This is a genomic window from Flavobacterium plurextorum (assembly GCF_002217395.1).
Classification (GTDB): domain Bacteria; phylum Bacteroidota; class Bacteroidia; order Flavobacteriales; family Flavobacteriaceae; genus Flavobacterium; species Flavobacterium plurextorum.
Genome location: NZ_MUHD01000051.1, coordinates 1 through 24,722 on the forward strand (window position 1 = coordinate 1; position 24,722 = coordinate 24,722).

Consider the following 24,722-nt stretch of genomic DNA (forward strand, 5'->3'; position numbering starts at 1 on the left):
GCTTATTTTTAGGGAATTTAGAAACAAAAACAAACAATAAAACATAATTAATTTTTAGTAATAATGCAGAATAAAGGACTTATTAAATTTTTCGCAATTCTATTTGCATTGGTAAGTATTTACCAACTATCATTCACTTTTGTGGCAAATAATGTCAAAAGTGAAGCTAAAGCTTTTGCAGGAGATAATCCTGATAAAGAGCTAAAATATTTAGATTCTATTGGTAAAGAAAAAGTTTTCAATCTTGGGTTTACGGATTTTACTTATAACGAAGTAAAAAACAAACAACTTAATAAAGGTCTTGACTTAGAAGGAGGAATCAACGTGATTCTTCAAATTTCTATTAAAGATGTTTTAAAAGGATTGGCAAACAACTCTAAAAATCCAGTATTTAATAAATCTTTAGCAGATGCAAGTGCAAATGTAGAAGGAAATAAGACCTATTTAAATAAATTTTTTGAAGCTTTTGAAGCAAATTCAAATGGAACTGTAAAGTTAGCTTCACCTGATATTTTTGCAAACAGAAGTTTACAAGGTGACGGTGGTGTTGATTTTCAAATGACAGATGCTCAAGTTCAAAAAGTAATCAAAAGAAAAGTTGATGAGTCTGTTGAAAGTGCTTATAAAGTATTAAGAGAGCGTATCGACAAATTTGGTGTAACACAACCAAACATTCAAAAATTAGGAGAAACAGGAAGAATCTTAGTAGAGCTTCCAGGTGCTAAAGATGTTGATAGAATTAAAAAATTATTAGGTGGAAAAGCTCAATTAGAGTTTTGGGAAACTTACAAAATTGAAGAAGTTGGTAACTTCTTAGTTGCAGCAAACGAAGCTTTAAAAAAGACTGAAGTTAAGAAAGCAGAAACTAAAACTGTTGTTAAAGATTCATTGAATGCTTTATTAACTGATAATTCTAAAGATTCACTTGATACTAAAAAAGGAAACAATCCTTTATTTGATAAAATGATTGTTCAAGGTGGCGGTCCAGTTTTAGGATATTTTGCTACTAAAGATACTGCTGCAATCAACGGTTATTTTAAAAGACCAGAAATTAGAGTTTTATTGGCTGCTGACCAACACAATGCAAAATTTGTTTGGAGTAAACCAACTACTATAAAAGATGCAAAAGCAAAAGATGTTGAAGCTGTAGAATTATATGCTTTAAAAGGAAACAGAGATAACGTTCCTGCTATGAGCGGTGGTGTTGTAACTGATGCAAAAGATACTTTTGACCAAATGGGTAAACCAGCTGTTTCTATGCAAATGAACAGTCAAGGTGCTAAAGTTTGGGAAGAACTAACAGGAAGAGCTTTTTCTCAAAAAGGTTATATTGCTATTGTTTTAGATAATATTGTTTATTCAGCTCCTGGTGTTACAAGTGGACCAATTGCTGGTGGAAGATCTGAAATTACAGGTTCTTTTGATGTTGCTGAAACTAAAGATTTAGCAAACGTTTTAAATGCTGGTAAATTACCTGCATCTGCAGATATTGTACAATCTACAGTTGTTGGACCATCTTTAGGTCAAGCTGCGATTGATGCTGGAACAATTTCAGCTGTATTAGGATTTTTATTAGTTTGTGTTTGGATGGTATTCTATTACGGTAAAGCGGGCTGGTATGCTAACTTAGCTTTATTGTTGAACTTATTATTCTTATTCGGAATTATGGCAAGTTTTGGTTTTGTACTTACATTGCCAGGTATTGCAGGTATCGTATTAACATTAGGTACGGCAGTAGATGCTAACATTATTATATTCGAAAGAGCAAAAGAAGAATTACGTGATGGTAAATCATTGTCTGAAGCAGTAGTTGCTTCTTACGGATGGCACGGAGCAATGCGTTCTATTATTGATGCGAACGTTACACACGTTTTAACTGGAGCAATCTTGTTTATCTTTGGTACAGGACCAATTAAAGGTTTTGCTTTAACATTACTTATTGGTATCGTAACATCATTGTTTACATCAATCTTTATTGCAAGAATTTTTATTGACAAAAATATTGCAGGAAAAGCTGATTTAACTTTCTGTACAAATATTACTAAAAACTGGTTTACTAATTTCCACTTTGACTTTATTAAAGTTAAAAAATTCACTTACATTTTCTCTTCAATTGTTGTAATTGTAAGTTTGACTTCTATTTTCTTCGTTAACGGATTAGATGAAGGTGTTGATTTTGTTGGAGGAAGAACATTCCAAGTTAAGTTTGAAAAACCAATCGATGCAACAGTAGTTTCAGATGAGTTATCTGCAGCTTTTGGAACTCCGGTTGAGGCAAAAATTTTAGGAGATGATGATCAATTGAAAATCACTACTAAATATAAAATTAAAGAAGATGGTGTAGCTATTGATGAAGAAGTAAATCAAAAATTATATGCTGCATTACAAAAGTATTACCCAAATACTTCTTACGATAAATTCATCAACTCTTTTGATGGTAAGAAAGTTGGAGTTTTACAAGCTTCTAAAGTTGGAGCATCTATCTCTGAAGATATTAAAACGAATTCATACTGGGCAGTTCTTGGTGCGATGGCAGTTATCTTCTTATACTTAATGGTTTCTTTCCGTAAATGGCAGTATTCATTAGGTGCGATTGCAGCTGTAGCGCATGACGTAATCTTTGTATTAGGAGTTTACTCTTTATGTTACAAATTCATGCCTTTCCACATGGAAATGGATCAGCACTTTATTGCTGCGATTCTTACTGTAATTGGTTACTCAATGAATGATACTGTAATTGTATTTGATAGAGTTAGAGAGTTCATCATCGGAAACCGTAAAGGTAGCTTCGAAGATATTGTAAATGCTTCTATTAATACTACATTATCAAGAACATTGAATACGTCATTAATGATGATCATTGTGTTATTAACGATGTTTATCTTTGGTGGGGAATCTATTAGAGGATTTATCTTTGCAATGTTAATTGGTATTATTGTAGGAACATATTCATCATTATTTATCGCAACTCCAGTATTGGTTGATACGATTTCAAGTGATGAGAAACATACAATCGAAGACAAGCATAACAAAGCATAATTAATTGCTTAAATTATATTAGAAAAGATCCAGTGAAAGCTGGATCTTTTTTTTTGTGCTATTATAGGTAGCAAGTTATGACTTGAATGTTTGCGTATAGAAGCTAATAATACTAAAGAAAGATATAGGTAGTTCTTGATTTTATTTAGCTTAAAGTTTGGTTTCAGAAGTGGATTTAGAAATAAGGATTATTACTTTACTAATGAATTTTTAAAGCTGCTGTTGTTCTTGAGCAAAGAGACAAAATAGAAAGGTTGCGCTTGTGTGTTTTAATGTTTGGTTCTTCATTAAAATAGAAGAAGCTATATTTAGATATGAGATTTGTCTTTAGGTGTATTTCAAATGCCGGCGTGATAAGAAATGGTGCGGCTTATGCATAGAAGTAAAAGAAGCGTTGAAGATGAAGTTTTAATCTTTTATTTAGAGAATATTTTATGTGTAATTACGAAGCAGCTAAAGGATTTCTTTGTGCTCTAATAATGAAAAATAGACCAATTATGATAAAAGGTATGCTAAGCCATTGTCCTGTTGAGAAAAGGCCTAATTCGTTCTCAAAACCGCCTTGACTTTCTTTTACAAACTCAACTATAAAACGTACAACGAATAAAAGCACTAAAAACAATCCGAATAAATACCCTGATTTAAGTCTTGCATTAGTTTTCCAATACAAGAAAAATAAGATTGCAAATACAAATATATAGCAAAATGCTTCGTACAATTGTGTTGGGTGTTTTGCAGGCACTTGTGCTAATAAATTAGCAAATTTTGGATCTGTTGCAATCGCAGTGTAAGCATCTTTTGGATTTGCGATTTGTGTAGCATTAACAGCTTCACCTTTGCTGAATTGATCATGTAAAAAACGAATTCCAAAAGGAGATGTAGTTTCATGACCGATGATTTCAGAATTCATGAAGTTTCCTAAACGAACAAAAATAGCACCGCTCGCAACTGGAATAACAACACGATCTAAAATCCATAATAATGGACGTTTTAGAATCTTTTTGCTGTAATAGTACATCGCAATTATAATTGAAATTGCCGCACCGTGACTTGCTAAACCTTGAAAACCTGTAAACTCAAATTTAGGTTCAAATTTAACAGGCAGAAAGATTTCAAGTAAATGATTTCTAAAATACTCCCAATCGTAGAATAATACATGACCTAAACGTGCTCCAATTAAAGTAGCCAAAACAGTCCAAACAAATAGAGAATCTAATTTGTCAATTGGTTCATTTTCGCGTTCGAAAATCTTTTTCATGATAAACCATCCTAAACCAAAAGCAATTACAAACATTAAACTGTAGTAACGAATCATAAAGAATCCTAAATCTATTCCTTCTGAAGGATTCCAAATGATATTTAAGGCATGTGTCATATGTTAAGAATTTTTGTTTTTTGTAAAAATAAATATTTAAAACAGAGTAAGTCTTTATTTAAAGTTAATGTTTATGAGAGCATTTTTTCTCGGGAACCGGGTCATAACCTGATCTTCCCCAAGGATGACAGCTCAAAATCCGTTTCATTCCTAAATATCCGCCATAAAATAATCCGTGCATTTGTAATGCCTGAATCATGTATGTAGAACAAGTTGGTTCAAATCGGCATGCAGCAGGCGTAAAAGGTGATATCGCTGTTTGATAAAAGCGTACCAGAATTACAAATGGATATATTAGAATTTTTGAAAACATATTTTTAGTAATCAATGATTATTAGTAATCAGAGATCAGTATTTAGTAATCAGTTTAAATCTGAACACTTTAAACTGATTACTGAACACTTCGTTTTTAAATACTAAAAGAAGTACCTTCTTTTCCGTCCTTTAATTGAATCCCTAAAGCAATCAATTGGTCACGAATTTGGTCAGAAAGAGCAAAATTCTTATCAGCACGAGCTTGATTTCTCATTCCGATAAGCATATTTACTGTGCCTTCTAATTTGTCGTTGTTGCCGTCAGTACCTTTTTCACTGCTTAAGCCTAAAACATCAAAAACAAAACCATTTACAGTAGAAGTTAATGTTTTTAAATCATCTTCAGAAATTGTTTCTTTCCCTTCTTTAAGCAGATTAATATAGCGAACAGCTTCAAATAATTGTGCAATTAAAATTGGAGTGTTAAAATCGTCGTTCATCGCATCATAACACAATTGTCTCCAAGAAGAAATATCTATTGAGCTTGTTGTGCTGATTTTAATTTCTGACAAAGAATCAACAGCTTCCATTAATCTTTTGTATCCTTTTTCGGCAGCAACAATTGCATCATCAGAAAAGTCAAGAATACTTCTATAATGTGCTTGTAACATGAAAAAACGTGTTACAGATGCTGAAAAAGGTTTGCTTAGAATATTGTTTTCACCGCTTAGAATCTCACCTGGTAAAATGTTGTTTCCTGTAGATTTTGCCATTTTTTTACCATTTAAGGTAAGCATATTAGCGTGCATCCAATAATTAACAGGCGATTGACCTGTGCAAGCTTCGTTTTGAGCAATTTCACATTCGTGATGAGGGAATTTTAAATCCATTCCGCCGCCGTGAATGTCAAAGTGATTTCCAAGATATTTGGTGCTCATTGCTGTACATTCTAAGTGCCAGCCCGGAAAACCATCGCTCCAAGGCGAAGGCCATCTCATAATATGTTCTGGTTCTGCTTTTTTCCAAAGAGCAAAATCCTGCGGGTTTCTCTTGTCTGACTGTCCATCAAGATCACGAGTATTAGCAAGCATATCTTCGATATTTCTGCCGCTTAAAATACCGTAATTATTGGTTTCGTTATACTTAACAACGTCAAAATAAACAGATCCATTGGCTTCGTAACCAATTCCTTTATCGATAATTTTCTTGATAATTTCAATCTGTTCAATTATATGACCTGTTGCAGTTGGCTCAATACTTGGCGGTAAAAAGTTGAAAGCTTTTAGAATGTTATGAAAATCAACAGTATATCGCTGTACAATTTCCATAGGTTCTAATTGCTCTATACGTGCTTTTTTAGCAATTTTATCTTCACCTTCATCAACATCATCTACAATATGACCAACATCAGTAATATTACGAACGTAACGAACTTTGTAATCAAGATGTAGAAAATACCTGAAAATAACGTCAAAAGACATAAAAGTCCTTACGTTTCCTAAATGTACATTACTATAAACCGTTGGTCCGCAAACATACATTCCAACATTTCCTTCATGGATTGGTTTGAAACTTTCTTTTTCACCCGAAAGTGAGTTGTATATTTTTAGTGGCTGCGTTGTATATAAAGGCATATTTTTTTTGTTGATTTTTTTTAGGAGCTATTCCTGCTGTCCGCTGTATCTTTTATGGTGAACCCCACCATAAAAGGATGTCGCTTCCATCAGGGCTAGACCATAAATATAATAGAAAATACTGTAAAAAATTAAAATTGTGTTTCTAACTTAATATAGTCTAAAAATTCTCTTTTCGTTTGAGGATCTTTGAATTTTCCACCAAATTCAGACGTTACAGTGCTGCTTTCGATGTCTTTAATTCCTCTTGAGTTTACGCAAAGATGTTTAGCATCGATAACGCAGGCAACATCTTCTGTTCCTAAAGCTTTTTGAAGTTCCTGAACAATCTGCATTGTTAAACGCTCTTGAACCTGAGGTCTTTTAGCGTAATATTCAACAATACGATTCATTTTTGATAAACCAATAACTCTTCCGCTTGAAATATAAGCAACATGAGCGCGTCCGATAATTGGCAGTAAGTGGTGTTCGCAGGTAGAATAAACAGTAATGTTTTTCTCAACAAGCATTTCACCGTATTTGTAATTATTGTCAAAAGTTGAAGCTTTTGGCTGTCTTGAAGGATTAAGACCTCCAAAAATTTCTTTTACAAACATTTTTGCAACTCGGTTTGGAGTACCTTTTATGCTGTCATCTGTTAAATCCATTCCAAGAGTTTGAAGAATGTTTTCAACATCTTTTTTAATTTTTTCTATTTTTTCGTCATCGCTTAAGTCGAAAGCATCCTCTCTTAGAGGGTTTTTTGCATTACTGCTGAAATGACTGTCACCTATTTCGTCTAAAAAATCTTCGTTGTTTATCATTAAAAATTACTATTATAATGGGTATATCTTTTTAAGGCGGTAAAGATAATTAATAAATAGGAAACCTTTTCTATGGTTTTTATTATTTAATCGATCCTTTTAAGATATAGTTTAAATAAAAACTAAATCAGTACTGTATTAAAACATAAAAGACAATAACTTAAATGGTTATTGTCTTTTAAAAGGATTGTATTTTATGATTTTATTTTTTGTTGTAAACTAAAAGAGCTTCTTTTAAAATATTCACAGCAGTGATTAAATCTTTTTTATTTAGCACATAAGCTATTCTTACCTGATTCAATCCCATTCCCGGAGTAGAATAAAATCCGGCAGCAGGAGCCACCATAACGGTTTCGCCATTTAAATCATAACTTTCTAAAAGCCATTGGGCAAAATCATCAGCATTATCGATTGGCAATTGAGCAATGCAGTAAAAAGCACCTTTAGGTTTGGTAACCATTACGCCTTCAATTTTATTTAACTCATTGATTAAAGTATCACGACGTTCTTTGTATTCAGAGATAACTTCATCAAAATAGCTTTGTGGAGTATCGATCGCAGCTTCGCAGGCAATTTGTTCAATTGTTGGCGGACTTAAACGTGCCTGAGCAAATTTCATTACCGTTGCTAATACTTCTTTGTTTTTAGTAACCAAACATCCAATTCTTGCGCCGCACATACTGTAGCGTTTTGAAACTGAATCGACCATGATTACATTTTGCTGTACATCTTCAAGATTCATTACAGAGTAATGAATGTCATCTCCATCGTATAAAAACTCACGATAAACCTCGTCAGCAATTAAATAGAGATCATATTTTTTAATTAAACTCGCTAATTGTTTAATTTCAGTTTCCGAATATAAATATCCTGTTGGATTACCCGGATTACAAATTAAAATTGCTTTTGTTTTTGGAGTAATCAACTTTTCAACTTCCTTGATACTTGGCAATGCAAATGCCGTTTCGATGGTCGAAACAAGCGGCACTACTGTTGCACTTGTAGAAGAAGCAAATGCATGATAATTAGCATAAAAAGGTTCAGGGATAATAATTTCATCTCCTGGATCTGTAATTGTGGCCAACGCAAACAATAAGGCTTCAGAACCACCAGTAGTTACAATGATGTCTTCTGAGTTAACGTTTACATTTTGGCGTTGGTAAAATTTTGCTAATTTTTTTCTGTAACTTTCATATCCAGCAGATGGGCTGTATTCTATAATAGTTCTGTCAATATTTTTTACCGCCTCGATGGCCACTTCGGGTGTCTTGATATCCGGTTGACCAATGTTTAAATGATACACTTTGTGTCCTTTTTGCTTTGCTAAATCAGCATAAGGAGCAAGCTTGCGTATCGGAGATTCGGGCATGTTTCTGCCTTTGTTAGAAATTGTTGGCATGAGATTTATTATTGAAGTGCAAATTTGCATTTTTTTTTCGAATTTAACGTAAACAATACAAGTACTTATGAAAATGTAACAATTATAAATATATTTAGTAATTTTATAATAAAATATTGTCAATGAAAAAATATATTATGTTGTTTTTTGGGTTATTCTTATCTTTTAACCTGCTGGCTCAAGATAATTTCATAATTCAAAACAATAGTAAAAAGGTAATTGTTCCCTTTCAATTGATAAATAACCTCATTTTTATTCCGATTAAAGTAAACGGAATAGAACTTAATTTCCTTTTAGATTCCGGTGTTGAAGAAACTATTCTTTTCAGTATGGATGAAATGCAGCAGGTTAAGTTTAATAATGTTCAGAAAATAAAACTTAGAGGACTTGGTGCCGAAGAAGAAATAGAAGGACTTAAATCAACCAATAATACATTAGAAACACATGGATTAAAATCAGAAAATCACATGTTGTATGTTATTTTAGATCAAGGTTTTAATTTATCATCTCATATTGGTATTCCCGTTAATGGAATTATTGGCTATAAGTTTTTTAAAAACAACATTGTTGAAGTGAACTATGTAAGAAAGAAAATTACGGTTTACGATAATAGAAAAGAGATTCAGAAAAAGCTGGATAAAAAGTTTGAAGCAATTCCAATTACAATAGAGAGATCTAAACCTTATATTAATGCTTCGGCTGTTGTTGATAGTACTGATATTCCTGCAAAGCTGCTCATTGATATTGGTAATAGTGATGCTTTTTGGGTTTTTGAAAACAGTAAAATTAAGCTTCCCAAAAAGAATTTTCCTGATTTTTTAGGAAAAGGATTTAGCGGAGATATCGAAGGTCATCGTGCTAGAATTAAAAGTTTTTCGATTGCCGATTTTAATTTTAAAAAGCCAATTGTTGCTTTTCCTGATTCAACATCTATTCGAAATGTAAAGATGGTTCCAGGAAGAGTTGGTTCTGTAGGCGGAGAAATTTTAAAGAGATTTACTTTGGTAATGGATTATACAGACCGTAAAATGTATCTTAAAAAAAACAACAAATTCGGTGAGCCGTTTACCTATAATAAAAGCGGAATTACTGTTCAGCATAATGGTCTGCAATGGGTTCAGGAAACAGTGCATCTGGAAACAGTTCAGGTTGTTTCAACTGTAAGTGATGTTGAGAAGAGCGAAAGCGGCGGCGGTGGTAATTTTAGATACAAATTTTTACTAAAACCTGTTTACGAAATTGTAAATATTCGGAAAAATTCAGCCGCTGAAAAGTGCGGACTTCAAAAAGGAGATATTATCGTAAGTATTAATGGCGACAGACCTTATAGGCTTACTCTACAGCAGATAAATCAACTTTTAAAATCAGAGGAAGATATATTTATTAACCTCGAAGTTGAGAGAAATAGTCTTGTTTTAAAATTTCGATTCAGGCTCGAAGATGAGTTGTAATTCTATTTTCTGGATTAATTAAAGTTGTATAGAAAATTAAAATTAATCAGAATTTTATGTTTTTTTTGGCAAGTGTTTTATTATTTGTAAGTTTAACGAAAATAATAATACATGGCCAAAAACTACGTTAAATTCTTACAAATACCACTATTTTTTGTTTTTTTACTTATTTTACCTTCAAAAATATATGCACAATGTGCAGGAGATGATGCACAAAAAGTAATTTGTGATATCTACAATCCAGTTTACAAATCTATATCATTATTTTCTCTATTAGGCGGCACACCAACTCCAGGCGGAACTTGGACAGATGACGATAATTCAAAAGGACTTAACAGTGCCACAGGCGAATTAAACGGACAACTTATAAGAAAAGGCGGTGTTTATCATTATACCTATACCGTTGCAAATGCAGCTGGCTGTATAGATGATAAGGCAGTTGTAACCATTACAATAGGAGCGTATGCAGGAGTTCCGGCTCCTTTTGCTACTGTATGCAGTTCTAAGAAAACATTTAATCTTTTTACCGCATTTAATAGTACGGTAATGGGACCACATTCAAACGGAACTTGGAAAGATAGTAAAGGAAATGCTGTTGGTTCAACAATTCCAATTGCAGGATTAGAAGGATCATTTCAGTTTACGTACACTGTTCCAGCAGTGATTGCTTGCTCACCAATTGCTCCAACCTCGACAATAACGGTAACAATTTTTAGAGCTCCCGAGGCAGGAGAAGGACAAGAGTTAGTGCTTTGCGGAACTACTGGTTTGGCAGGTTATACAGATTTAGATTTACATACCTTACTTTCTAATGAAGAAAGCGGAGGAGAATGGAGAGGTGTTGGTTTAACTTCACTTCAAGATAATACCATCAATCTTCAAGAAGTGTTTGATAATAATGGACCAGGAACATACAATTACACTTATACCGTTTTGGCATATCCTAACAATATAATATGTCCAGATGAAACATCAGTTATTAGTATTGTACTCGAAAAACAACTTGATTTTACAGGAGCAAAGCTTGATATAGAATCAGATATTTGCGAAGACAAGATTACGACGGCAGTATATTCAGCCAAAATTACACAAGGTCCACAGGTAATTCCAGATGGAGAATACGAAATTGCATTTGTAGTCTCTGGACCAAATGGAGGCACAGAAACTATAAAGGCAAACTTTGTAAATGGAGAAGTTTCTTTTCCGATAAAATCATCTTATTTTAAACAGGTCGGAACTTTTAGAATGACCGTTACCAATATTATTTCAACCATAAGTAGAAAAGCTTGTGCAAATATTGTGACGGATTTGTTTTATGACTTAAAGATTAATCCGCTGCCTCGTTTAGACAATGCAGTATTAACATCAAGTCCTACTTGCCAAAACAAAGACGCCTCAGTAGATATTTCAAATATTGTACAATTAGTCAATGGGCCATACACTATTATATACAATTTATCAGGAGATAATACTGCTGCGGGACAAACGGCAAACTTTTTAGTTGCAGATGGAAAAGCAAATTTTAAAATTCCAGCAGCATTGAATATTAAAAGCGGAGTTTCAAAAATTACTATAATCAGAATTACAAATGCTGTTACTGGTTGTACAAATAATGTATTTCTTCAAGGAGATTTAATTATTAATCCCCTGCCAAATGCTGTAACAGTAAAAATTCAAATAGAAAATGTATGTTTTAATGATCCCGTTCCTGCTGTAGTTTCAGGATTAGGAAACTTAACAGATGCAGTACTTTCATATACACTTTCTGATAGTAATACTTCAACATTGCAAACTGTTGCTTTAAAAGTTGTAAATGGAAATGCAAGTTTTATTATTCCAGCTGGTTTACTTGTAAATACTGGTTCTACAACAATTTTAGCCAGTAATTTGATGAACGCCGTTACATTCTGTGATATTAATTTGTCTAATATTTTTGATACATTCATTATAAATCCTATTCCTGCGCCGCCGCTGGTAAATAATCCACAAACGTTTTGTAAAGTAGATGGTGCAACAATTGCAAATTTATCACCACGCGGATCTCAGTACAAATGGTACAATTCGGCAGCAGCGACAACACCGCTTGCAGATACTTACCTTTTAAAATCAGAAAGTCTTTATGTACGAGAAACTTCCGCTGCAAATTGTACATCAGCACCAACAACAGTTTCTATAGTAATAAACGATACGCCGGCACCAGTTTTAAATCCTGGTGGAGCAGATTTTTGCGGCTTGAAAAATCCAACTATTTCAGATTTATCAAAAGTAACAAATGTGTCGTCAACCGTTACTTGGTATGATGCCAAAGAAAATGGAAACCTGCTAAAATCAACAACTTTATTAGTTCATAATGCTGTTTATTACGGATACGATTTGTCGACTGTAACAGATTGTATTTCGGATAATTATTTAGAAGTAGCAGTCTCACTAAAAGATTGTGATGTTGCAGAATTTGATTTTTTTATTCCTGACGGATTTTCGCCAAATGGAGATAATGTAAATGATACTTTTAGGATTCCTGATATTGAATTTTTGTACCCAGATTATTCGCTTGAAATTTTCAATAGATATGGAAATGTAATGTTTAAAGGAAATATAAATAAACCCAATTGGGATGGAAGAAATTCTGAATCGGCTGGTTTTGGAGATGGAATAGCAGCTAACGGAGTCTATTTTTATATTATCAATTTCAACAAAGATAATAAACCTCCTAAACAAGGACGTCTTTACCTGAATCGATAATTTCTTTTTACATCATTTAACCTAGTTTTCAAATGAAAAAAATAATACTTCTTATTAGTTTTCTATATATAACATCCATTTCCGCACAACAAGATCCAGAATACACGCATTATATGTACAATATGAGTGTTGTAAATCCGGCATATGCGACAGGAGTTCCTGCAATGATGAATTTTGGCGGACTTTACAGAACACAGTGGGTTGGAGCAGTTGGAGCTCCCAAAACATTTACTTTTTTTGCACACAGTGCAATAACCGATAAAGTTGAAGCAGGTATATCATTTATTTCTGATGATATTGGCGACGGCGCAAAAAAAGAAAACAATGTTTATGCTGACTTTGCTTATGTTTTAAATTTAGGAGGAAAAAACAAACTGTCGCTTGGACTTAAAGCAGGATTTTCGTCTATGCAGACGAATTTTAACGGATTTAGATTTGCAGATCCTCAAACAGATTTTGCTTTCGCAGAAAACATAAACGCCACCAAACCTAATATTGGTGTAGGAGCTTATTATTTTAGAGACAATTTGTACGTAGGATTGTCAGTTCCTAATTTATTAAAATCAAAATATGTTGAAGAAAAATCGGGAATAAACGCTTTTGGCTCAGAAGCGATACACACTTTTTTGACCGCTGGTTATGTTTTTCAAGTTAATGACAGGCTGAAATTAAAACCCGCATTTATGTCCAAATTTGTCGTTGGAGCTCCAATTACATTAGACATTACAGCCAACGTTTTGTATAACGAAAAATTTGAGCTTGGAGCCTCTTATAGAATAGATGATTCTGTAAGTGCATTATTCAATATCAATGTTACACCGTCATTGAGAGTTGGTTATGCTTACGATTATACGTTGTCTAATTTAGGACAGTTTAATTCTGGAACCCATGAAATTATGCTTCTATTTGACCTGGACTTATTAGGAAAAGGATATGACAAATCACCAAGATTCTTCTAAAATGAAAAATATGAAAAAACTACTCGTTATTATATTCGTATTTTCAATACAGTTTATAAATGCCCAAGACCTAGAATTAAGCAGAGCAAAGCGCTTTTTTGACAAAACGTATTACAGCGAATCTATTATTTTATATGAAAAATTAGCAGAAGAAAAACCATCGCAAGAGGTTATTAAAAACTTAGCCGATTCTTATTTTTATACTAATGACTTAGTAAAAGCACAACGCTATTATCGTTTATTGATCAAAAACTATAATAACGGCTTAGATCGAGAATATTATTTTAGATATGCACAAACATTAAAAGCAACCAATAATTATGATGAAGCAAATACTTTCTTAAAGGAATATTATTCAAAATCAACGAATATAGAAGATCTTGCTGTTTTTGAAAAAGAGCTGAAAACACTCGAGAATGTTACAGCAATAGGCAAACGATTTGAAATTAAAAATCTAGCCCTAAATACCCCAAATTCCGAATTTGGAGCTGTAAAATATGGTGAGAATTTAGTATTTGCTGGCGTTAAATTAAAACCTGGTTTATTTGATAAAAAATACAAATGGGATAATGAAACCTATTTAAATTTGGTTACAATTCCTTTGAAAAACAGCAATTCAGCAGATTCTCTGACGCATTATTTTGCTGACGAATTACGAACAGGAATGCATGAATCTAATGCCGTTTTTACAAAAGATGGTAAAACCATTTATTTTACCCGCAATAATTCTAAAAACAGAAAGAAAAAGAAAGACGAAAATAAAATTTCAAATCTTCAGATTTTTAAAGCAGAATTAGTCGATGGAAAATGGAGAAACATTACATCGCTTCCATTCAATAGTCCAAATTATTCAGTAGAACATCCAGCTTTAAGCGCTGATGAAAAAGTATTATACTTTGCTTCTGATATGCCCGGAACTTTAGGATCTTTTGATATTTATTCCGTAAATGTAAATAAAGGCGCATTTGATACTCCAAAGAATCTTGGGCCAGTAATTAATACCGCTAAAAGAGAACAATTTCCTTTTGCATCAGCAGATAACAAACTTTATTTTTCTTCAGATGGGCATTTAGGCTACGGATCTCTGGATGTTTTTGTAACAGATATTAATGGCAATGAATATTCAAAACCAGTTAACATTGGATTACCGTTAAATTCAAATCTAGATGATTTTGCTTTTAATATAGATACCAATAAAGAAGGATATTTTGCCTCAAATAGAGAAGGAGGGAAAGGAAGCGACGATATTTATTGGTTCAAAGAAATTAAAGATTTAATTGTAGAAGATTGCAAACAATTGATTGCTGGAATTATTACAGATGTCGATACAAAATTAGCATTAGAAAACGCAACCGTAATTTTACAAGATTCAGAAAATAAAAACCTGAATACAGTTACAACTTCAGCCGACGGAAAGTTTAGTTTTACAGTTCATTGTGAAGCTTCGTATAAAATTAGTGCTTTTAAAGAAAATTATACCAATGCGTCTAAAATATTGACATTAGATAAAACAAGAGATAAAATAAATGATGCTTCTTTGGCTCTAAAATCTTTAGAAGTTATTAAACAAGAAGAAAAGCAGATTGCAGAAAATAAAAGAAAACAAGAACTTATTATAGAAGAAGATAATAAGAAAAAAACAGCACTTGCCGCAATCGAATTGAAACAAAGAGAGAAAAAAGCAAAAGAAGCAGCAATTGTTACAGCGGAAGTGAAAAAGAATGAAAAAGTAAAACAAATTTTAGAACAGGAAAAAGATGTTGTAAAAGATAATAAAGACAGATTAGTCATTAAAACAGATCCTATTTATTTTGATTACGATTTATGGTATATTCGAAAAGAATCTAAAGTAGTTTTGAGCAGAGTAGTAGAATTAATGAAGAAATATCCAGACATGGTTGTTGAAATTGGTTCACACACTGACTCGCGAGGTAATTTGAAATATAATGAAGATTTGTCTCAAAAAAGAGCCAATTCGACTAGAGAATTTATAATCGAATCAGGAATCAATTCAAAAAGAATTCAGGCAAAAGGATATGGTGAATCCGTTCCCATTGTAAAATGTAAAACAGATGAAGCCTGTACAGAAGAAGAGCATGAATTGAACAGAAGGTCTGAATTTGTAATTAAGAATTTATAGATTCGAAAATTATATAAAATTCTTTCAGTTGATTTCTTTTTTATTAATTTTATACAATAACCTTGATCAAATATTAAATATGAAAAATCTAGTTTTGCCTTGTCTGCTTGTAATCTGTATTGGATTTCAAAGCTGTAAAAATGAAGAAAAACGAAAAGAAGCCGAAGCAGCAAAAGCCGAGGGAGAAAAAATTGTAAGTACCGAATGCTATAAAGCGATATACGAGAAAGATACAATAGATTTAAAATTGAATACTTTAAAAAATGGTAGATTATCAGGTGATATGATCATGAAAGTTGCGCCTTCGACAGTAAGAACAGGAGAAGTTGCTGGTGAATTTCATGGCGATACATTATTCGTAGATTATACTTTTAGAGATAACGTTAATAAAAATACTACATTCAAAAACCCAATGGCGCTTTTAAAACGTGACAAACAGCTTATTTTAGGAAACGGAACCATGCAGACTACAATGGGAGTAACTTATATAGTAAAAGACAAACCTATTGATTTTGAAAAAGTAAAATATAAATTCGAAATCGCAGAATGCGCTGAGAAAACAGAAAAGTAGTCACAAGCTTGTCATTTTGACGAGGGAGACTTTACTTCATCATAAAAAAAAGCCGTTTCTAATTAAAGAAACGGCTTTTACTATTTTTAGTTTTTATTTTTTTTATAAAACTTCTCCTTTAATTTTAAGGGCAACTCGGCCGTCAGGATAATTTACTGCATTAGTTTCAACTGTAATTGTTTTACGAATAGGACCAGAAACCATGTTGTATTTAACATCGATTTTTCCTTTTTTTCCCGGCATTACTGCTGCTGCGGGTTTAGTAACAACGATAGAACTAACTGTCGATTCTGCGCCAATAATTAAAAGCGGTGCATCGCCGGTATTAGTGAATTCAAAGGAGCGAACTCCATTATCACTTTTTGAAATTTTTCCATAATCAATCGTATTGTCTGAGGCTGCAAATTCAATCTTTGGGCCATTTTGTGCGTAGCCTATTGCGCTAAACAATACGACTGCAATAAAAGAGGCAACGTTTTTCATTTTGAAATTATTTTTAATTGTAAGTAAATATACATTCTTTTAATTAACACACAAATTAATAATTCGCTTTTTATAGTGTCTTTAATTATTTACTTTTGCTGTCAGTTATAATTACAAAAATTGAACCATTTTTTGTTTAATTGTTTTAAACGTTAATTCGTTTAATCGATTTATGGTCTGAAAATACTGGCTGCAAAATAAAACAGTTAAACAATTAAACGATTCAACAGTTAAACAAATTAACGATTAAACAACCTATTTAAATGACAATTCCAGCACAATTTGACGCTAAGACGATTGAGAACAAATGGTATGAGTATTGGATGAAAAACAATTATTTTCATTCAGAACCAGATCATAGAACGCCGTATACTATTGTAATCCCGCCTCCAAACGTCACTGGTGTCTTGCATATGGGACATATGCTGAATAATACTATTCAGGATGTTTTAATTCGTAGAGCACGTTTAAAAGGTTTCAACGCCTGCTGGGTTCCGGGAACGGATCACGCATCGATTGCTACAGAAGCAAAAGTTGTAGCAAAATTAAAAGCAGAAGGAATCAATAAAAATGATTTAACTCGTGAAGAATTCCTAAAACATGCTTGGGAATGGACAGATAAATATGGAGGAACAATCCTTGAGCAGCTTAAAAAATTAGGTGCTTCATGCGATTGGGAACGTACCAAATTTACTATGGATCCAGATATGTCTGCATCTGTAATTAAATCGTTTGTAGATTTATACAACAAAGGATTAATCTACAGAGGATACCGAATGGTAAACTGGGATCCAGAAGCTAAAACAACTTTATCTGACGAAGAAGTTATTTACGAAGAACAACAAGGAAAATTATTTTTCTTAAAATATAAAATTGAAGGTTCAGAAGATTTCTTGACTATTGCAACAACGCGTCCTGAAACTATTTTTGGAGATACTGCAATTTGTATCAATCCAAACGATGAGCGTTTTGCACATTTAAAAGGGAAGAAAGCTATAGTGCCAATTTGTGGTCGCGTTATTCCAATTATCGAAGACGAATATGTTGATGTTGAATTTGGAACAGGATGTTTAAAAGTGACTCCTGCTCACGATATGAACGATAAAACGTTAGGAGAAAAACACAATCTTGAAATCGTTGATATTTTTAATGAAGATGCTACATTAAATAGTTTTGGATTACATTATCAAGGAAAAGACCGTTTTGTGGTTCGTACCGAAATTGCAAAAGAATTAGAAGAAATTGGAGCTTTGGCGAAGACCGAAATCCATTTAAACAAAGTAGGAACTTCTGAAAGAACCAAAGCCGTAATCGAGCCAAGATTATCTGATCAATGGTTTTTGAAAATGGAAGATCTAGTAAAACCTGCAATTAAATCTGTTTTAGTTGACGGTGATATTAAATTACATCCAAAACGTTTTGAGAATACTTACGCGCATTGGTTAAACAATATTCGCGATTGGAATATTTCTCGCCAATTATGGTGGGGACAACAAATTCCGGCTTACTATTATGGAGACGGAAAAGAAGATTTCGTAGTTGCTGAAAACATTGAAGATGCGTTAATTTTAGCACAGCAAAAAACTTCAAACCTGAAACTTGAAACAAAAGATTTAAAGCAAGATGTTGATGCATTAGATACTTGGTTTTCATCTTGGTTATGGCCGATGTCAGTTTTTGGCGGAATCATGGATCCTGAAAGTGCAGATTATAAATATTATTATCCAACAAATGACTTGGTTACAGGTCCGGATATTTTATTTTTCTGGGTTGCTAGAATGATCATTGCAGGTTACGAATACGCAGGTGAAAAACCATTTACAAACGTATATTTAACAGGTTTAGTTCGTGATAAACAACGTCGTAAAATGTCTAAATCATTAGGAAATTCTCCTGATCCTTTAGATTTGATCGATAAATTTGGTGCAGATGGTGTTCGTGTAGGATTGCTTTTAAGTGCTTCTGCAGGAAACGATATTATGTTTGACGAAGAATTGTGTAATCAAGGAAAAGGGTTTTCAAACAAAATTTGGAATGCCTTTAAATTGATTAAAGGTTGGGAAGTTTCAGAAACTATCGCTCAGCCAGAATCTTCAAAAGTGGCGATCGAATGGTACGAAGCAAAATTGCAGCAAACTTTAGTTGACATTGAAGATAATTTTGAGAAATACAGAATTTCAGATTCATTGATGGCCATTTACAAATTGGTTTGGGATGATTTCTGTTCTTGGTTCTTAGAGATGATCAAACCTGCATACCAACAGCCAATTGATAAAACAACATTTGATAAAGCAATCGAAATGTTAGAAAGTAATTTGAAATTACTTCACCCATTTATGCCTTTCTTAACGGAAGAAATTTGGCAGTTAATTGCCGAAAGAACTCCGGAAGAAGCTTTAATCGTTTCAACTTGGCCAGAATTAAAGCCTTTTGACGCTAAATTAATTGCTGATTTTGAAAATTCAATTGAAGTAATTTCTGGAATTAGAACTATTCGTAAAGACAAAAATATTCCGTTTAAAGATGCAATCGAATTAAAAGGAATAAATAGTGAAAATGTTTCTATTTACTTTGATTCAGTTGTAACGAAATTAGGAAACGTTTCTGTTTTCGAATATGTTTCTGAAAAAGTAGACGGCGCATTATCTTTCCGTGTAAAATCAAATGAATATTTCATTCCGATTACAGGAAATATTGATGTTGAAGCAGAAATTGCAAAACTGACAGAAGAGTTGAATTATACAAAAGGATTTTTGAAATCTGTAGAAGCAAAACTTTCTAATGAAAAATTTGTAAACGGAGCTCCAGAAAAAGTCCTAAACATAGAGAAACAAAAACAAGCCGATGCTTTAGCAAAAATTGCTACAATCGAGCAGAGTTTGGCTGGTTTGAAATAAAAAGAAATCTCCTTTATAAAAAAAATCCCAATACTGAAGTTTTTCAGGATTGGGATTTCTTATTTTATATTAATAATAAGTATAATTTTTTTCAATGAGATAGAGAATTTCGTTGCTGCGGTTATAATGGTAACGTTTTTCTTTAGGGTAGCCGTCTGTATTGAGATCATAACTATAACGGTTAGCTTCGGTAAAAATTCCATTTATTTTTTCACTAGAAAAAGTTATATTATTAGAATTGCTAATGTCTTTAATATCAAAATGTCTATTAAAAACATTTTCAAATGAATCTGTAAAATACAATTTATCGAATCCTGTAATGTTTTTATATATAGATGGTTTTGTGTCATACTCGTAATTGTAAGTTGACGTAAGTGAACCTTGTGAGTTGAATTTTTCTCTTTTTAAAATGTTACCGTTATCGAAATATATTTTTACTTTAGAAGTAGAGTCACTTAGTACCCAATCATTATTAAAATAAGTATAAATATATATGTCTGCAAGATTTTCGGAGATGTAATTATATACGTATTTAGTTTGGTTCATTGAGGGGAAAATAGTTCCGCTATTTGTGTTTTTGAAAATAGCAGTTTTTAGCTTGTTATTCTCATAAGTGTATTCTGTGCTAACATATAGTTGATCATTTATGTAACCATCTTGCTGAGTGATTAAATCTCCAGTATAGCTATAGGTTATTTTTAAAAGACCAACATTAGTACCAATTGTTGTCGCTTCTTTGATTTTAAAACCATTATAAGTAAATGTTATTACTTGACCGCTTGAAGGGTTTATCTCCAGAATTGATTTGACTAGAAGCTTCGTATTTTCTTTTACCGGTTCTTTTGGATCTATTGGTTCTTTTATTTCATTTTCTGAACAAGAAGTGACGATTAATAATAATAATCCAATTAGAGGTTTTAGTTTATTCATTTAGAATTTGTTTTAAGAAAATTAGATATTTATTATTTCAAGTGAATAAAAACAACTGTAAATCTGACAAATGTAATTAAAAAGTAAAATGAAAAAATGACGTTTTATTTGATGAAGCTTACCTTGCGAGTTCTATTTCGGGTGTTTTGTTTATTTTTTATTTCTTGTCAAAACTAGAAACAAAGGATAAGAAACGACCGTAATACCAACAATTATAATAAAGCTTTTAGGATCGCTGTAAATAAAACCTGCAAGTAATGCGATAGAAAATATAATCGCAATTATTGTTGTCCAAGGATACCAAAAAGAGCGGTAAGGTCTTGGCAGATCAGGTTCTTTTGTTCTTAGTTTTAAAAGCGAAAAATAAGCCAATCCCCAAACAATAATCGAGATAAAAGCGGCAAAAGAAAATAACACTTCAAATGAGCCGATGCATATTAAAAATAAACTGAAAAGTGATGAAACTAAAAGCGCAACAATAGGAGTTCCGCCTTTGTTTACCTGCGTTCCTTTTTCAATAAAAAATCCATCACGACTTAATCCGTAAAGAATTCTTGGCGGAATCATCATAAAGGCATTTAAGATGCTGATTAGCGAAAAAATAGAAATCACCGTAACGATTACAGCGCCATTTTCTCCAAAAAGAATTTTAGCAACATCGGCAGCAGCGAGATTTGATTTGGCTAAAGTTTCAATTGGCAGAACATGAAAAAAAGCTGCATTTACTAAAACATAAATTGACATAACTAACAAAACACCGCTGTACAATGATCTAGGAATATTTTTGCTTGGATCATCGTTTTCTTCAGCAAAAAAGCAAACGCTGTTCCAGCCATTATAAGTACCAATGATAAGTTGCAAGGATTTGAAAAAACCGAAAATTAAACCAATTTGAAAAAAAGAACTATCCGTTTTTATCGGTGCAGTTTCAATACCAGAATACATAAAACAGGCCACTACTAAAGCAACAAAACAGATCACTTTAAGTAAGCTTGTAATCTGCTGAATAACACTTCCGTTTTTTACACCGCTTAAATGTATTAGTACGAAAGCAAGCAGTAAGGAAATTGCCATTACTGCAGAGTAGTTTGCAAGCGAAGGAAATAGAATAATAATATATTCGCTGATTACAATGCAATAAAAAGCGGGTGGAATAACATTTGTAATATAATCGAACCATCCAGACAAAAAACCAGCATATTCTCCAAAAGCTCTTTTAATATAATTATAAGAACCGCCTGCTTTTGGTAACATTGTCGCAAGTTCAGCATACGAATTGGCACCCAATAAAACATATAAACCTCCAAAAAGCCATGAAGCAATTATAAGCCAGTAATTACTAAGCATTTCGGCAATAGTTCCAGGTGTTCGTAAAATACCAACTCCAATCGTGCCTCCAATTAATACCGCAATATTAAAACTTAGACCTAAACTTTTCTGCAATTGATTTTTTTTGAAATCTGACATATTTGGATTTTTTGTTTTGTGGAATAGGAGGTATCTGCTGAGCAAAAGTAATACAATTAGAACGTTTCCTTATTTATAGAAATAAAAAACCTTATCTAGTTGCAGATAAGGTTCGTGTATTAAAAAACCAAAACTCTTTCTGTTTTTCAAAAAATGAAAAGGCAGAAAAAGCTTTGGGTCATTATAATCTAATTCAAATTTTTAGAATTTGTAACGCAAACTTGTCATAATTTGACGAGGTGCGATTGGATTCACGCTATAGTTTTCGTGAACTGTATAATTCAACTCATTTGTTATGTTTGATAATTTACATAAAATTGAGATTTTTCTCCAAGTATATCCAGCAGATACATCAATTGTAGTGTAACCTTCTAGAGGAATTTCTCTGTCGTTTATAGTTTGTACTCCAGTTTTAGGATCAATTACAACTAAATTATTCCATCCTCCAATTCTTTTACCAATGTAATTTCCGATTGCTCCAAAAGAAACACCTTTTAATAAACCATCTTGAAGTGTGTAAAAGAAACTTAAGTTTGCAGTATTTGCAGGAGTTCTAGCCAAACGATCACCTTCGATAAAACTACCGTTTAAACCTGAAGTTTTGCTGTAACGCATATCATTGTAGCTGTAACCAGCAATAATGTTTAAACCATCAATTGGTCTTGCAGTAACATCGATTTCAACACCTTTACTTTTAGTTTCACCGCTTAATACTTTTACGTTTGTATCTGTATTAGGAGTTCCGTCAGCTTTAAATTCAGCAGTTTGAGCTAAATTACTGTTTGTGATTTGATAAAGTGTAACGTTTGTACTTAATAAACCTCTCCAGAAATCTTTTTTAATACCCACCTCATATTGGTCAATGATAGATGGTTTGATAGCTTCACCATCAACAGTTGTTCCTGTATTTGGAGTAAATGAGTTTGCATAACTTGCAAATAATGAAGTGTTTTTTGTAGGCTGATAAACTAAACCAACTTTAGGAGAAAAAGCAGCATCTGTCAATTTTTGTCCTTTAGTTATTGTAGCTTTAGTATAATCAGTTGTTTCAGCTTGAGTTTCTTGCCATGACCAACGTAATCCTGCTAAAACTTTAAATTGTTCTGAAATAGAAATTAAATCTTGAGCATAAATTCCAAAACGGTTTGAATCCGTATTTACAAGTCTTGTAGCATTTGCATTTGGAATATCCATACGCTGTCCGTCATAAATAAGATCGTAAATGTTTACACGGTCGTATGCATTAACAATGTATTTTCCTTTAGCATCTTTTACTGCTTTTTCGTCAAAAGCATAAGTATAAGCTTGAGTGAATGAGTTTTCTAAATCAACGCCTGTAAAAATTTGGTGTTTAACTTTTCCAGTATGAAAAATCCCTTGTAAGCTTAATTGCTCACCAATGATTTGTTCAAAGTTTTGATTTTGACCTAATGGGCGAATATAATCACCATTTACATAGTTTGGAATTGTTGTGTCGATAGATACACGCTCAGTTCCTTTAGAAGTTCTTTTGTAATTTTGGAATGACGTATTGAAATTAAGTTTCCAGTTGTCATTAAAATTATGATTAACTAAAGCCGAAACACTTGCTTGATTTGTCTTTCCATAAGACCAAAGTGCTCCTAAATATTTGTTTCTTGGTACATCAGCAATTTCTTTTCCAATTATTCCTGTTCCAAAATCTGGAGTCCAGTCGTAGCTTAAATAATCACCTTGAAGTGTAATTTGAGTTTTATCGCTCAACTTAAATAAAAATGAAGGATTTAAGTAGTAACGCTCATTTTTTACAACGTCTCTAAAACTCTCTGAGTTTTCGTAAGAACCAGTAAAACGGTAAGCAATATAACTATTTAAAGGGCCGTAAATATCAATAGAAGGCTTATAGTAAGAGAAACTTCCGATTTGCATAGAAACCTCTCCGCCTTTAGTAAATTGAGGAGTTTTAGTTACCATGTTTAAAATTCCACCTGGAGCAACGTTTCCGTATAATAAAGCAGCACTACCTTTTAAAAATTCTACTTTTTCTAATGAAGAAACTTCAGGCATAGATCCGCTGCTAAAACGGAATCCGTTTTTAAACATATTGTTTGCACCCATGTCGTAACCTCTTGAAAAGAATGATTCTTGAGCACCACCACGAGCAGAACCTACGTAAACACCGTTCATGTTTTTAACAACTTCACTCAATCTAATTGCTTGCTGTTGTGCAATTATATCGCTGCCGATAATTTGAACACTTTGAGGCAAGTCCATAACCTTAATACCAGAACGTGCAGCTTCAATAGGTTTTTTAGGCTTATTTGTTGTTATTAAAACTTCATTAAGAATTTCTCCTTTTTTATTTTTTACCGTATCATTAAGAGTTGTGGTATTGTCGGCACTTGAATAATCTTGACTATAAGACGCTAAACTAATCAAGGATAAAGCGAGTAGTAAGTTATATTTCATTTTACTTATTTAGATTTAATAAAAATAATTTTTTGCAAATATAACACCGCATAAAGTCTTTAACAAAATTTTTAGAGGTGTTTTATCGCTTAAAATATTCTTAGTTTTATCTTAAGATTGTCTTAAGAAG

16 protein-coding genes are annotated in these 24,722 nt (G+C 32.6%); 7 read left to right on the forward strand and 9 right to left on the reverse strand.

Going from position 1 to position 24,722, the window contains the following annotated elements; translation table 11 throughout:
- Positions 1-63: 63 nt before the first annotated feature.
- On the forward strand, positions 64-3,039 hold the full coding sequence (secDF, locus tag B0A81_RS20920; protein WP_089059813.1) for a protein translocase subunit SecDF: 2,976 nt from the start codon (positions 64-66) through the stop codon (positions 3,037-3,039).
- A gap of 442 nt (positions 3,040-3,481) precedes the next feature.
- On the opposite strand, the gene lgt is transcribed toward secDF, so the two are convergent.
- The 5 genes from lgt to B0A81_RS20945 form a co-directional block, all read right to left on the reverse strand.
- Positions 3,482-4,414, reverse strand: coding sequence for a prolipoprotein diacylglyceryl transferase (gene lgt, locus B0A81_RS20925; protein WP_089059814.1), 933 nt, complete (start codon positions 4,412-4,414; stop codon positions 3,482-3,484).
- 64 nt (positions 4,415-4,478) lie between these two features.
- Positions 4,479-4,727 carry a membrane protein insertion efficiency factor YidD gene (gene yidD, locus B0A81_RS20930; RefSeq protein ID WP_089059815.1) on the reverse strand — a complete coding sequence of 83 codons (249 nt, stop codon included), beginning with the start codon at positions 4,725-4,727 and terminating at the stop codon, positions 4,479-4,481.
- A 96-nt stretch (positions 4,728-4,823) separates the two neighbouring features.
- Positions 4,824-6,302, reverse strand: a complete 1,479-nt coding sequence (gene cysS, locus B0A81_RS20935; protein WP_089059816.1) for a cysteine--tRNA ligase — start codon at positions 6,300-6,302, stop codon at positions 4,824-4,826.
- A 131-nt stretch (positions 6,303-6,433) separates the two neighbouring features.
- On the reverse strand, positions 6,434-7,105 hold the full coding sequence (gene folE / locus B0A81_RS20940; protein ID WP_089059817.1) for a GTP cyclohydrolase I FolE: 672 nt from the start codon (positions 7,103-7,105) through the stop codon (positions 6,434-6,436).
- Positions 7,106-7,307: 202 nt separating this feature from the next.
- Positions 7,308-8,504, reverse strand: coding sequence for a pyridoxal phosphate-dependent aminotransferase (locus B0A81_RS20945; protein WP_089059818.1), 1,197 nt, complete (start codon positions 8,502-8,504; stop codon positions 7,308-7,310).
- Between the two features lie 122 nt (positions 8,505-8,626).
- On the opposite strand from B0A81_RS20945, the gene B0A81_RS20950 reads away from it, so the two are divergent.
- The 5 genes from B0A81_RS20950 to B0A81_RS20970 all read left to right on the forward strand — a co-directional run bounded on the left by B0A81_RS20950 (position 8,627) and on the right by B0A81_RS20970 (position 16,367).
- Positions 8,627-9,955 carry a PDZ domain-containing protein gene (locus tag B0A81_RS20950; protein ID WP_089059819.1) on the forward strand — a complete coding sequence of 443 codons (1,329 nt, stop codon included), beginning with the start codon at positions 8,627-8,629 and terminating at the stop codon, positions 9,953-9,955.
- Positions 9,956-10,066: 111 nt separating this feature from the next.
- On the forward strand, positions 10,067-12,697 hold the full coding sequence (locus B0A81_RS20955) for a gliding motility-associated C-terminal domain-containing protein (RefSeq protein ID WP_089059820.1): 2,631 nt from the start codon (positions 10,067-10,069) through the stop codon (positions 12,695-12,697).
- 32 nt (positions 12,698-12,729) lie between these two features.
- Entirely contained in the window at positions 12,730-13,656 is a 927-nt protein-coding gene (locus B0A81_RS20960) for a PorP/SprF family type IX secretion system membrane protein (RefSeq protein WP_089059821.1), read from the forward strand.
- 10 nt (positions 13,657-13,666) lie between these two features.
- The gene (locus B0A81_RS20965; RefSeq protein ID WP_089059828.1) at positions 13,667-15,796 is read left to right on the forward strand and encodes an OmpA family protein; all 2,130 of its coding nucleotides are present in this window, start codon (positions 13,667-13,669) and stop codon (positions 15,794-15,796) included.
- A 79-nt stretch (positions 15,797-15,875) separates the two neighbouring features.
- Entirely contained in the window at positions 15,876-16,367 is a 492-nt protein-coding gene (locus B0A81_RS20970; protein ID WP_089059822.1) for a hypothetical protein, read from the forward strand.
- A gap of 102 nt (positions 16,368-16,469) precedes the next feature.
- On the opposite strand, the gene B0A81_RS20975 is transcribed toward B0A81_RS20970, so the two are convergent.
- Positions 16,470-16,850 carry a DUF1573 domain-containing protein gene (locus B0A81_RS20975; RefSeq protein ID WP_089059823.1) on the reverse strand — a complete coding sequence of 127 codons (381 nt, stop codon included), beginning with the start codon at positions 16,848-16,850 and terminating at the stop codon, positions 16,470-16,472.
- A gap of 263 nt (positions 16,851-17,113) precedes the next feature.
- On the opposite strand from B0A81_RS20975, the gene B0A81_RS20980 reads away from it, so the two are divergent.
- Positions 17,114-19,747 (forward strand): valine--tRNA ligase, encoded by a 2,634-nt coding sequence (locus B0A81_RS20980; RefSeq protein ID WP_089059824.1) that lies wholly within the window; start codon positions 17,114-17,116, stop codon positions 19,745-19,747.
- A 69-nt stretch (positions 19,748-19,816) separates the two neighbouring features.
- Here B0A81_RS20980 and B0A81_RS20985 read toward each other — a convergent pair whose 3' ends face one another.
- From B0A81_RS20985 to B0A81_RS20995, 3 genes are all read right to left on the reverse strand, one after another.
- A complete protein-coding gene (locus B0A81_RS20985; RefSeq protein ID WP_089059825.1) occupies positions 19,817-20,677 on the reverse strand; it encodes a hypothetical protein in 861 nt (286 codons plus the stop codon).
- 150 nt (positions 20,678-20,827) lie between these two features.
- Entirely contained in the window at positions 20,828-22,144 is a 1,317-nt protein-coding gene (locus tag B0A81_RS20990) for an APC family permease (protein WP_089059826.1), read from the reverse strand.
- 201 nt (positions 22,145-22,345) lie between these two features.
- Positions 22,346-24,592, reverse strand: a complete 2,247-nt coding sequence (locus tag B0A81_RS20995; protein ID WP_089059827.1) for a TonB-dependent siderophore receptor — start codon at positions 24,590-24,592, stop codon at positions 22,346-22,348.
- Between the last annotated feature and the right edge of the window lie 130 nt (positions 24,593-24,722).